Genomic DNA, 11,399 nt, shown 5'->3' on the forward strand with positions numbered 1-11,399 from the left:
GCTCCCCCGTGTCGAACTGATCACGCGACCTCGGGCGACCGTGCCCGAGAACACGCCGAGACCGCCGGCTACAGGCGGCGGTCTCGCCGAGACGGCGGGCTCAGTGCTTCTCGGGTTTGCGGCGACGCAACATCAACGCATCGGCGATGAGCTCGGGTCGCTGCCCGTCGACGACCATCGCCACGACCGCCTCGACGATGGGCACCTCCACCCCCGCCTCGGCGGCGAGCGCGAGGATCGACTCGCACGACGTGACGCCCTCGGCCGTCTGACCGATCGAGGCGACGACCTCCGCCAGCGTGCCGCCGCGACCCAGCCCCACGCCGACGCGGTGGTTGCGTGAGAGCGGCGACATGCACGTGGCGATGAGGTCACCCACGCCCGCCAGGCCCGAGAACGTCGCCGGGTCGGCCCCCAGCGCAACGCCGAGTCGCAGGGTCTCGGCGAGACCTCGGGTGATGACCGTCGACTTGGTGTTGTCGCCCAGTCCGAGCCCTTCGGCCGCCCCCACCGCGAGCGCGATGACGTTCTTGGTGGCGCCCGCGATCTCGCAGCCGACGACGTCGGTGGAGGTGTAGGGACGGAAGGCCGGTGACGCGCAGGCGGCGGCGACGAGTTCGGCGGTCGCCTCGCGCGAGGAGGCGACGACTCCGGCCGCGGGCTGCCGTTCGGCGATCTCGCGGGCGAGGTTGGGCCCGGAGACGACGGCGAGGCGCTCCTCGTCGACTCCCGTCGCCTCGCGGATGACCTGGCTCATCCGGGATCCCGTTCTCAGCTCGATGCCCTTGGCGAGCGAGACGAGGACCGCGTCCGGGGGCAGGTTGTCGCGCCAGGGCGCGAGTCCGACCCGCAGCTTCTGCGCCGGCATCGCGAGGACGACGAGGTCGGCCCCCTCGAGCGCCTCCTCGACCACCGAGGTGGAGGTGATGGTCGTCGGCAGCTCGATGTCGGGCAGGTAGTCGGGGTTGCGGTGGGTGGTCGAGATCGCCTCGGCCAGTTCGGGGCGGCGCGCCCACAGGCGCACGTCGAGTCCGGCGTCGGCGAGCACCAGGGCGAACGCCGTCCCCCAGCTCCCGGCGCCGACGACGGTGGCGCGTTCGGCGATCATGGGCTCTCCTCGGCTCGGGTGACGACTCGTCGGCCGCGTGCGCGGTCCCAACGGCCCTGTGGTGGTGGATCGCCGCGCAGGACGGCGACCTGGGCGGTGATGGCGTCCATCACCCGGTCCCCGGCCACGACGAGCGAGTCGTGGTCGACGGTATCGCCCGAGAAGTCGGACAGGTCCACGGCGGGTCCGACGCTCATCTGCATCGTCCTGCGCGGCCAGGGGCGCAGCCTCTTCGTGCCGCGGGGCATCAGCTCCTGCGCCCCCCATTGTCCGAGGGGCACGAGCGGACATCCGGTGGCGAGGGCGATGCGGACGACACCGGTCTTGGCGCGCATCGGCCACAGGTCGGGATCCTGGGTGATCGTGCTCTCGGGCATGACGACGATCGTCTTGCCTGCGCGCACGGCGGCCACCGCGTCGGTGTACGCACTGATGGCCTTGCCCGTGCCGCGGTACACCGGCACCTGCCCGGTGGCGGCGAGCCACCGGCCGAGCACCGGCAGCCGGAAGAGGCCGTCCTTGGCGAGAAAGAACGGAGGGTGACCGTTGTCGTAGAGCATCTGCGCCACGGCGAACGGGTCGATGTAGGAGATGTGGTTGACGGCCACGACGCACCCGGAGTCCGGCAGGTTCTCCAGCCCGCGCCAGTCCGACCTCGTCAGCACACGCATCGGTGAGAGTGCGGTCGCGGCGGCGGCTCGATAGGCGAAGGATCGATGGATCCCGGGTTCGGTGACCTTCGAGAACGCCACACCCATCCTTTCGACCGCCGCCAGGTTCGCAGGCCATCTTCGCCGGACACGGGCATCCGTGTCGAGATCGACCACGACCACATCCCGCCGAGACCGCCGCCTATTTCGGGCGGTCTGGGCACGCAGGGTGGGGCCGCGCGCACGACGACGCCCCCGCCGCCGGGTGAGGGGACCGGCAGGCGGGGGCGACGCGCTCGAGCTCCCGACGGGCTGCTGGGCAGCTCACGGGTGACGCGCGATCAGGCGGATCGATGCCCGGTCACGCGAGGTGCGCCGACATCAGGCGGACTTGCGTCCACCCTTCGTCTTCTTCTTGGACGCCGCGATGGCGGCCTCGGCCTTGGCGCGCACCTCGGAGGCCGTGCCCGCAGCGGCCCGAGCGGCGGCGGGGCCGGCCTTGGGCAGCGTGGCGGGCTCGGCCACGTACAGCTTGAAGGCCGTGCCGGGGCGGAACTTCGGAACCGCGGTGGAGTCGATGCGCACGGACTCGCCCGTGCGCGGGTTACGACCGGTGCGGGCCGCACGGTCGACGCGCTCGAAGGTGCCGAAACCGGTGATCCCGACCTTTCCCCCTTGGCGACCTCACGGATGATGACGTCGAAGATCGCCTCGATGGCGTCCGAGGCGGCCTTCTTGCCACCCAGACGCGTTTCGAGTGCGTCGACCAGATCAGCCTTGTTCACTACTCTCTCCCTCCAGAGACGGTGGCTCGCGGTGCGGGCCGGTGAGCCGTGGCAAGAGCGCGAGCCCCTTCCACGTCCATGTGCAGACCCGCCGTCGACGGGCCGTCCATGTTGGTGATGTGTGCGATGCGTGTGCTCGCGAACGCCCCGGCAGGGAGCGATCACGGTGAGGCGCATGCCTCACGCTCACCTATCGGCATGAAGTCGCCAGTCCCGCAGGGGAACCGGAGTCGCCGCGCGTCGAAGACACCCGAACAGGCATCGGTGGAGCGTGAATTGCCTGGCCAGAGGGGGTATAGGCAGAGATGCGAGAGGGATTCGTCACGTCGACGGCAGGCCCTCTCGGGCATGCGAAAGGCGCCCCGGCCCATGGGAGCGGGGGCGCCTCTCGGACGAATCGAGGTCAGGCGGGGGTCGACGTCGTCGGCATGAACGCGGGCCGCGCCTGCTCGAACTCCTCGATGTCGGCGGCGTGCGTGAGAGTGACGTCGATGTCGTCGAGACCGGCCAGCAGACGGTGACGCTGGTACTCGTCGATGTCGAAGGGGACGACGACCTCGCGGCACCGGATCGTGCGGGCCTCCAGGTCGACGGTGACCTCGAGACCGGGCTCCTCCTCCAGCATCTTCTGCAGGAGTTCGACGTCGGCCGGCTCGACGAGCGCGGTCAGCAGCCCGGCCTTGCCCGAGTTGCCGCGGAAGATGTCGGCGAACCGGGAGGACACGACGACGCGGAAGCCGTAGTCCTGCAGCGCCCACACCGCGTGTTCACGTGAGGACCCGGTGCCGAAGTCGGGCCCGGCCACGAGCACGCTGCCGGCGGCATAGGCCTCCTGGTTGAGGACGAAGTCAGGCTCGGCGCGCCACCCGGCGAAGAGCCCGTCCTCGAACCCGGTCCGGCTGACCCGCTTGAGGTAGACGGCCGGGATGATCTGGTCGGTGTCGACGTTGCTGCGGCGCAGCGGAACACCGACGCCGGTGTGCGTCGTGAACTTCTCCATGTCCGGCTCCTTGCCTACAGGTCCGCGGGGGCGGCCAGCGTGCCGTGGACGGCGGTCGCCGCCGCCACCGCGGGACTGACCAGGTGGGTGCGTCCGCCCTTGCCCTGACGGCCCTCGAAGTTGCGGTTGCTCGTCGAGGCGCAGCGCTCGCCCGGCGCCAGCTTGTCGGGGTTCATCGCGAGGCACATGGAACACCCGGGCAGGCGCCATTCCGCACCGGCCGCGGTGACGATCGCGTCCAGCCCCTCCTGCTCGGCCTGCGCCGCGACCTGCGCCGAGCCGGGCACGACGAGCATCCGCACGCCCTTCGCGACGGTCCGGCCCTGCAGGACCTCGGCGACCGCGCGCAGGTCCTCGATGCGTCCGTTGGTGCACGACCCGACGAAGACCGTGTCGATCGGGATCTCCCGCAGCGGCGTGCCGCCGGTCAGACCCATGTACCGCAGGGCGCTCTCGGTGGCGCTGCGCTCCTCGGGATCGGCGATCTGCGCGGGATCCGGCACGCGGTCGTCGAGCGGCAGGCCCTGCCCCGGGTTGGTGCCCCACGTGACGAACGGGGTGAGGGCCGCACCGTCGAGGCGGACCTCCTTGTCGAACACCGCGTCGTCGTCGGTGCGCAGCGTGCGCCAGTACTCCACCGCCGCATCCCAATCGGCGCCCTGCGGCGCGTGCGGACGACCGCGCAGGTACTCGAAGGTCGTGTCGTCGGGGGCGATCATCCCGGCCCGGGCGCCGGCCTCGATCGACATGTTGCACATCGTCATCCGGGCCTCCATCGACAACGCCTCGACGGCGCTGCCGCGGTACTCGATGACGTGCCCCTGCCCACCGGCGGTCCCGATCTCGGCGATGACGGCGAGGATGACGTCCTTGCTGGTCACGCCAGGCGCGAGCTCCCCGTCGATGGTGACCGACATCGTCTTGAACGGCTTGAGCGGCAGCGTCTGCGTGGCCATGACGTGCTCGACCTCGCTCGTGCCGATGCCGAACGCGAGGGCACCGAAGGCGCCGTGCGTGGAGGTGTGGCTGTCGCCGCAGACGACCGTCATCCCGGGCTGGGTCAGGCCCAGCTCGGGGCCGATGATGTGCACGATCCCCTGGTTGGCGTCGCCCATCGGGTGCAGCCGGACGCCGAACTCCTCGCAGTTGGCCCGCAACGTTTCCACCTGCGTGCGACTGGTCGGGTCCTCGATCGGACCCGGCAGGGTGGGCACGTTGTGGTCCTCGGTGGCGAGGGTGAGGTCGGGACGACGCAGCGCGCGCCCCGCGAGGCGGAGCCCGTCGAACGCCTGCGGGCTGGTCACCTCGTGCACCAGGTGAAGGTCGATGTACAGCAGATCCGGTTCACCGTCGGCGGAGCGCACGACGTGTGCCTGCCATACCTTCTCGGCCAATGTGCCGCTCATGTCTGCTCCTCGTGCTCACGCGCCCGTGGATGCCGGGCCGCTCCAGGCTACGGAGACCGTCCGCGAAGTTCAGGATGTGAAGCACTTGCGTCTCATGACCTGAGACGGCAAGATGCCCCCTATGGAGAAGTCCAGTGGGGTAGGAGTCCTCGACAAGGCCGCGACCGTCCTCGGAGCCCTCGAGGCCGGTCCCGCGACATTGGCGCAGCTCGTCGCCAGTACCGGGCTGGCCCGGCCGACGGCGCACCGGCTCGCGGTCGCCCTCGAGCACCACCGCCTCGTCTCCCGCGACATGCAGGGGCGATTCATCCTCGGCCCGCGCCTGGGGGAGCTCGCCTCCGCCGCCGGTGAGGACCGTCTGCTGGCGGCGGCCGGTGCCGTGCTCGGGGCGCTGCGCGACCACACCCATGAGAGCGCCCAGCTCTTCCGGCGTCAGGGTGACCTGCGCATCTGCGTCGCCGCCGCGGAGCGACCCATGGGCCTGCGCGACTCGATCCCGGTCGGCGCCACGTTGTCGATGCTGGCCGGCTCCGCCGCCCAGGTGCTGCTGGCGTGGGAGGAGCCCGACCGCCTGCACCGCGGCCTGCAGGGTGCGGAGTTCACCGCCACCACCCTCTCGGGCGTGCGGCGTCGCGGCTGGGCCCAGAGCGTCGGCGAACGGGAGCCCGGCGTGGCGTCCGTGTCGGCGCCGGTGCGCAACCCCGCCGGGCGGGTGATCGCCGCCGTGTCCATCTCGGGCCCGATCGAGCGCGTCTCGCGCCAGCCGGGCCGTCTGCACGCGGCCACGGTCGTCGCCGGCGCCAACAAGCTCACCGAGGTCCTTCAGCGCGCGCACGCCGCCCAACAGGCCGCGGGCCAGGACAAGAGCTGACCGACCCCACCGGGCTCCGGCCCTCGCCACGACGTTCGCCGAGACCGCCGCCTATCAGCGGCGGTCTCGGCGCGAGTGGGGGCGTCAGGAATGCGAAAGAGACCCGCCCTCCCTGTGGGAGTGCGGGTCTCTTCTCGTTGTAGCCCCGACCGGATTCGAACCGGCGCTACCGCCTTGAGAGGGCGGCGTGCTAGGCCACTACACAACGGGGCCGTGAACAGCGCTGAAAGACTACCGAACGGTCGTCCTTCTTCCTAATCGGGCATCAAGCCCGTTCAGAGCTGGGGTACCAGGACTCGAACCTAGACTAACTGAACCAGAATCAGTCGTGCTGCCAATTACACCATACCCCATGGGGTACCCCGGATCCGCCCTCGAACACCGTCGTGAGGCGGCCCGCGATCACGAGGATCCACTGTAGCCGCACAGCGCGGCGCGCCCAAATTCGCTCCATGGCACGGACGGCCACGGCCCCGATCGCGGCCGACCTCCGGTTCCCACGCAGCCGGACCTCGCCTGGCGCCACGCCCCCGCGCGGTACAGTCGAAGGCATGACCGAGGCCGCGCTCTCCGCCCCCACCAGCGACTTCGTCCGCGACGAGATTCGCGTCGACAACGTTTCCGGCACCTACGGCGGACGGGTGCAGACGCGGTTTCCTCCCGAGCCCAACGGCCACCTGCACATCGGGCACGCCAAGGCGATCTGCGTCGACTTCGGCGTCGCGGCGGACTTCGAGGGCGAGTGCAACCTGCGCCTGGACGACACCAACCCCGACACCGAGAACGTCGAGTACGTCGACTCCATCAAGGCCGACATCGCCTGGCTCGGTTACGAACCCACCTCCACGCTCTTCGCCTCGGACTACTTCGAGCAGCTCTACGACTGGGCGGAACTCCTCATCGGCAAGGGGCTGGCCTACGTCGACGAGCAGGACGGCGACACGATCTCGGCCCAGCGCGGCGGCTACGGCAAGCCCGGCATCGAGAGCCCCTTCCGCGACCGACCCGTCGAGGAGAATCTCACCGAGTTCCGCAAGATGCGCGCCGGTGAATACCCCGACGCCTCCCGCGTGCTGCGCGCGAAGATCGACATGCAGCACGAGAACATGCAGTTGCGCGACCCGATCATGTACCGCATCCGCCGCAGCAACCACCACCGCACCGGCGACACGTGGTGCATCTACCCCACCTACGACTGGGCGCACGGGCAGTCCGACGCCATCGAGGGCGTCACCCACTCGCTCTGCACGCTGGAGTTCGGCAGCAACCGGCCGCTGTACGACTGGTACCTCGCCCAGCTCCCCCTGGAGCGCACCGCGCCCAAGCAGCGCGAGTTCGCCCGCCTCGAGCTCACGCACACCATCACCAGCAAGCGCCGACTCATGCAGCTCGTCGCCGAGGGTGTCGTCGACGGGTGGGACGACCCGCGGATGCCGACGATCTCCGGTCTGCGCCGTCGGGGCTATCCCGCTGCGGCGATCCGCGAGTTCTGCTCCTACATCGGGCTGACGCGCACCAACAGCCGGCACGACATCGAGTTGTTGGAGTCCTTCGTCCGCAGGCACCTCAACCTCACCTCGCAGCGCCGGATGGCGGTGTTGCGACCGCTCAAGGTCGTCATCACCAACTGGCCGACCGACGAGGCGGGCGCGCCCGTGGTGGAGCACTTCGAGGTCGTCAACAATCCGGAGAACGCCGAGGACGGCACCCGCAGCGTCCCGTTCACCGGCGAGTTGTGGATCGAGCAGGACGACTTCGCCGAGGTGCCGCCGCCCAAGTTCTTCCGCCTCTCCCCCGGTCGTGAGGTGCGGTTGCGCGGCGCCTACCTGGTCACCTGCACCGACGTGGTCAAGGACGAGGACGGGAACGTCGTCGAGGTCCACGTCGAGATGGACCCCGAATCCCGCGGCGGCACGGCGCCCGACGGCCGCAAGGTCAAGTCGACGATGCACTGGGTCTCCGCGGCACACGCCCTGGACGCGCAGGTCGCTCTCTACGACCGGCTGTTCTCCGCGCAGGTCCCGGGGGAGCGCACCGGCGACGCGATGGACGACCTCGACCGCGACTCCCGCGAGCTGCTGACCTCGGCCAAGGTCGAGCCGGCGCTGGCGGACACCCAGCCGGGTGAGGTCGTGCAGTTCGAGCGGCTCGGGTACTTCGCGCACGACCCGCGTACCCCGATGCTCTTCCACCGCACCGTCGGTCTGCGTGACGAATGGGCGAACATCCAGAAGCGCCAGGGCAAGAGTTAGACGACTACATCACATCCGCAGCCTCTTCCTGCCGCCGAAGGAGAGGTGCACTCTTCTCCCATAGGGCATTTCGCTACGTCCGGGGAGGGCGGTGTGTCTCATGGAAGCGGCTCACGGAGTCTGCACGGTGCTGGCCTTCATCGCGGCCCGGGAGTACGAGTGTTGCGGGGAGCCGCTACGCGTCGGTGATGTGACGACGGTGCTGCAGTCGCCGTACCGGGGCGGTCATGCCTGGGACGACGTCGTCGGACCCATCGACTGGACCCTGGTGCGCCACGTCGCCTCCGACCGTGTGGTGGAGGAACGGGTCCGGGTGTGGCGCGTCCTGGAGATCCGGAGCCGCCACGGCGCCGAACTGCGTGATGAGCCGCGTGTCGTCGTGCAGGAGGCCGGCCGGATCGCGGGAGTCCCCGTGCCGGGTGGGGTCACCGAGGGGTGGCTCCTCCAGCTCGAACTGCTGCCGACCGTCGACCCCTACGTCGACCCCTATTCGCTCGATGCCGTGCGATCCCACCGGCGCAGTCGCGCGTTCCGCTGAGGCGTGGACTCGCGGACGTCGTAGGCCTCAGGCGCCCGATCCCCTCGGGTGCGCACCCCGCGCCGCCATGCGTCCGCGTGGTCCGGGCGGCATACTCGGGGCGTGAATCCCCACCCCGATCTGGCCACGCTGGAGGTGATCGCCGACCTCGTCGCCGGCGGTCGCGTCTGCATCCTCACCGGCGCGGGGATGAGTACGGAGTCGGGTATTCCGGACTACCGCGGACCCGACGGGCAGCGCCGCGTGCAGCCGATGCAGTACTCGGAGTTCGTCGCCGGCCCGGAGTCGCGCCGACGGTACTGGTCGCGGGCGCACGTGGGGTGGACGAGGTTCGCGGCGTCGCAACCGAACGCGGGTCACCGGGTGGTGGCCGCGCTGCAACGTGAGGGGTTCGCGCCGTCGATCATCACGCAGAACGTCGACGGCCTGCACCAGCGGGCGGGGGCGAGCGAGGTGCTCGAGCTCCACGGCACGCTGTCCCTCGTCCGGTGCCTGACGTGTGAGGACCGTATCCCCCGCGACCTCATGGAGCAGCGCCTGGCCGAGCTCAATCCCGGCTTCGCGGAACGAGTTCGCAGCGGGGAGATCCGCCCCGACGGCGACGTGACACTCCCCCAGGCCGACATCGACTCGTTCGTGCTCGCGACCTGCAGGTCGTGCGGCGCCGACACCCTCAAACCCGACGTCGTCTACTTCGGCGAGAACGTGCCCAAGCAGCGGGTGTCCCGCGCCTACGACGCGGTCGACGCCAGCGACCTCCTGCTCGTCCTGGGCTCGAGCCTGCAGGTGATGAGCGGGTACCGATTCGTGCGCCACTCCCACAAGGCGCGCCGCCCGATCGCCGTCATCACCCGCGGACGCACCCGCGGCGACGGCGAGGCCACCCACCGCATCGACGCCGGCCTCGGAGAGTCCCTCGTGGCCCTCGCCCGCATGCTCGGCCTGGACGACGACTTCGGCCGCCTCGTCGACGGCGAGTACGCGACAGGCCTGCCCCTCGGCCTGACGTGAGCCGGACGCCGGACGTTCGACGAACCCGTATCCGCGCGGCCTCCGCACCTCCCCGTCAAGGCGCCCGGCCACTCCACCGACCGGTGCCGAATGCCGACGGTCGAGGATCGCCCGCTGCGTCGAACCGCCCAGCGGGCACCAAGCGGGACTAGAAAGGCACGCCACCTAGCATCCCTCTGGGAATCACCCCTGGTCACAGCCCTGCAGCCCCAGAAGCGTCCAGGGTTGGGGCCCGATAGGGTCCCGCTCGGTGCACGCCGGTGGTCGAAGCCGAGATCGCCGCCCGCCCTCAGCACACCGGGACGCCGGGATCCGGCCGTACAAGCGGTGCGGGTGGTGGAGGACCCATCCGCGTTGCACCTCGCGGCACGCCGCGCTGCCTGTGGATGACGGGGCTGTGGGTGCGTGGGTGGTGGTCGAGGCTGGTCGGGCCCGGCCCCACCCCGGCGGCCGCCACCCAGGGAGTCTCCTGTGACCACCGAGAACGTCCGTTCCTACCCGTCCGCCACCGGCGACGTCGACCCGCAGATCCGACCCGAACCCGCGGCGCCCACCCCGACTGCGCAGCACGGTTCCTACGTCATGAACGGGCCCCAGGACCACGTGCGGCGCGCCAGCGCCGAAGGCGGGGCCGACCAGCATGAACGCACCGTGGCGATGTGGGCTCACCTCACCCTCCCCATCGGCATCCTCACGACGATGGGATTAGGCACGATCGTCGCCGCTTTGACCCTCTGGATCATGAACAGGGACAAGCCGTTCGCGCGACGCGCTGCCGCCGGGAGCTTCAACGCCGCCTGCACCACGCTGATCGTCACGATCGGGTCCATGGCTCTGTTCGGCCTGGGCATGCACCTGCTCAACGGCGTGCTCCTCGACTCCGTCTTCGGCGCGCCGGGGATCGGAGGGCTCGGTGTCCTCGGCGGCATCGCCATCGCCACGGTCGCGGGACCGTTGAGCTTCATGGGCGCGATGCTGGCGGTCGCCATCACCGGTGTCGTCGCGGCGACACGCGCGTACTCCGGCACGCCCTTCCGCTACCGTCCGGTCCTGCGCATCCTGCAGTGATGGTGACCGGTGCGCCCTGCACGCCCGCGGGAGCGTCGTCGACCTGGCTCAGAGCAGCGCGACGACCTCGTCCAGACCCGTGACCACCCGGACAGCAGGGTCGTCCACCGGCGTGCCCCACCCCGCGTTGCGGGGCTCGGGCATGTCGAGGCGCTGGAGCCAGGCCGCGCGCATCCCGGACGCCCGGGCTCCGGCGATGTCGGTGTGGAGCGTGTCGCCGACGACGAGGCAGCCAGCCGCCTCGACACCGAGCAGGTCGACCGCGAGAGCGAAGATCGCCGGATCCGGCTTGCCGATCCCCAGGGTGTCGGTCGTGACGACCACGCCCCGCCCGGCCAGACCGACCGCCGCGAGCTTCATCTCCGTCTGCGCGGCACCGGAGTTCGTCACGAACGCCACCGGGATCTCCCTGGCGGCTGCGGCGTCGAGAAAGTCGAGGGCGTCGTCGAAGACCACCTGAGCCGTCGCGAACGCGTCCAGGTAGGCAGACTCGAACGTCGCGAACCCCTGCTCCGGCAGACCGACCCGCCGGCACGCCTCGTGGTAGCGCGCGGCCCGCATGTCGGCGAAGGCGAACTCGCCCCGGGTATAGGCGTCGAAGTACCCGCCCGGGTCGTCGTAGAACCACCCCGAGATCGCCTCGTGCGTCGCCGCGAACTCCCCGGCCACGCCGCGGCGGCCCCGCGGGTGCACGACCCCCGCATCGCCGA

General features: G+C 70.6%; 11 protein-coding genes, 2 tRNA genes and 1 pseudogene. 5 read left to right on the top strand and 9 right to left on the bottom strand.

Translation table 11 applies throughout. From position 1 onward, the window contains the following. Nucleotides 1-100 precede the first annotated feature (100 nt). The 6 genes and pseudogenes from QQK49_RS11990 to leuC form a co-directional block, all read right to left on the bottom strand. Nucleotides 101-1,108: an NAD(P)H-dependent glycerol-3-phosphate dehydrogenase gene (locus QQK49_RS11990; protein WP_284304121.1), complete on the bottom strand. Its 1,008-nt coding sequence runs from the start codon at nucleotides 1,106-1,108 to the stop codon at nucleotides 101-103. Then, on the bottom strand, nucleotides 1,105-1,860 hold the full coding sequence (locus tag QQK49_RS11995; protein WP_284304122.1) for a lysophospholipid acyltransferase family protein: 756 nt from the start codon (nucleotides 1,858-1,860) through the stop codon (nucleotides 1,105-1,107). Before QQK49_RS11995 ends, QQK49_RS11990 begins: the two co-directional genes overlap by 4 nt. Nucleotides 1,861-2,139: 279 nt before the next feature. Beyond that, nucleotides 2,140-2,343, bottom strand: a complete 204-nt coding sequence (locus QQK49_RS12000) for a hypothetical protein (protein ID WP_284304123.1) — start codon at nucleotides 2,341-2,343, stop codon at nucleotides 2,140-2,142. A 3-nt stretch (nucleotides 2,344-2,346) separates the two neighbouring features. Further along, nucleotides 2,347-2,418 (bottom strand): annotated as a pseudogene (locus QQK49_RS12005) (HU family DNA-binding protein); the annotation flags it as partial. Between the two features lie 528 nt (nucleotides 2,419-2,946). Then, on the bottom strand, nucleotides 2,947-3,543 hold the full coding sequence (gene leuD / locus QQK49_RS12010; RefSeq protein ID WP_284304124.1) for a 3-isopropylmalate dehydratase small subunit: 597 nt from the start codon (nucleotides 3,541-3,543) through the stop codon (nucleotides 2,947-2,949). Between the two features lie 14 nt (nucleotides 3,544-3,557). Beyond that, entirely contained in the window at nucleotides 3,558-4,949 is a 1,392-nt protein-coding gene (leuC, locus tag QQK49_RS12015) for a 3-isopropylmalate dehydratase large subunit (protein ID WP_284304125.1), read from the bottom strand. A gap of 121 nt (nucleotides 4,950-5,070) precedes the next feature. Here leuC and QQK49_RS12020 point away from each other — a divergent pair, with 121 nt between their 5' ends. After that, nucleotides 5,071-5,820, top strand: a complete 750-nt coding sequence (locus QQK49_RS12020; RefSeq protein WP_284304126.1) for an IclR family transcriptional regulator — start codon at nucleotides 5,071-5,073, stop codon at nucleotides 5,818-5,820. Nucleotides 5,821-5,960: 140 nt separating this feature from the next. Here QQK49_RS12020 and QQK49_RS12025 read toward each other — a convergent pair. Both QQK49_RS12025 and QQK49_RS12030 read right to left on the bottom strand, forming a co-directional pair. Beyond that, nucleotides 5,961-6,033: transfer RNA gene (locus QQK49_RS12025), tRNA-Glu, on the bottom strand. A gap of 68 nt (nucleotides 6,034-6,101) precedes the next feature. Beyond that, nucleotides 6,102-6,173, bottom strand: a tRNA-Gln gene (locus QQK49_RS12030). Nucleotides 6,174-6,371: 198 nt separating this feature from the next. Here QQK49_RS12030 and QQK49_RS12035 point away from each other — a divergent pair. The 4 genes from QQK49_RS12035 to QQK49_RS12050 all read left to right on the top strand — a co-directional run bounded on the left by QQK49_RS12035 (nucleotide 6,372) and on the right by QQK49_RS12050 (nucleotide 10,689). After that, nucleotides 6,372-8,072 carry a glutamine--tRNA ligase/YqeY domain fusion protein gene (locus QQK49_RS12035; RefSeq protein WP_284304127.1) on the top strand — a complete coding sequence of 567 codons (1,701 nt, stop codon included), beginning with the start codon at nucleotides 6,372-6,374 and terminating at the stop codon, nucleotides 8,070-8,072. 100 nt (nucleotides 8,073-8,172) lie between these two features. Further along, nucleotides 8,173-8,610, top strand: a complete 438-nt coding sequence (locus QQK49_RS12040) for a hypothetical protein (RefSeq protein ID WP_284304128.1) — start codon at nucleotides 8,173-8,175, stop codon at nucleotides 8,608-8,610. A gap of 102 nt (nucleotides 8,611-8,712) precedes the next feature. After that, nucleotides 8,713-9,621 (top strand): NAD-dependent protein deacetylase, encoded by a 909-nt coding sequence (locus QQK49_RS12045; RefSeq protein ID WP_284304129.1) that lies wholly within the window; start codon nucleotides 8,713-8,715, stop codon nucleotides 9,619-9,621. 471 nt (nucleotides 9,622-10,092) lie between these two features. Then, nucleotides 10,093-10,689 carry a DUF4870 domain-containing protein gene (locus QQK49_RS12050; protein WP_284304130.1) on the top strand — a complete coding sequence of 199 codons (597 nt, stop codon included), beginning with the start codon at nucleotides 10,093-10,095 and terminating at the stop codon, nucleotides 10,687-10,689. Between the two features lie 48 nt (nucleotides 10,690-10,737). Here the strand turns inward: QQK49_RS12050 and QQK49_RS12055 are convergent, their stop codons facing one another. Then, nucleotides 10,738-11,382 carry an HAD family hydrolase gene (locus tag QQK49_RS12055; RefSeq protein WP_284304131.1) on the bottom strand — a complete coding sequence of 215 codons (645 nt, stop codon included), beginning with the start codon at nucleotides 11,380-11,382 and terminating at the stop codon, nucleotides 10,738-10,740. Between the last annotated feature and the right edge of the window lie 17 nt (nucleotides 11,383-11,399).

It is taken from the genome of Mobilicoccus caccae, assembly GCF_030161635.1.
Classification (GTDB): Bacteria; Actinomycetota; Actinomycetes; order Actinomycetales; family Dermatophilaceae; genus Mobilicoccus; species Mobilicoccus caccae.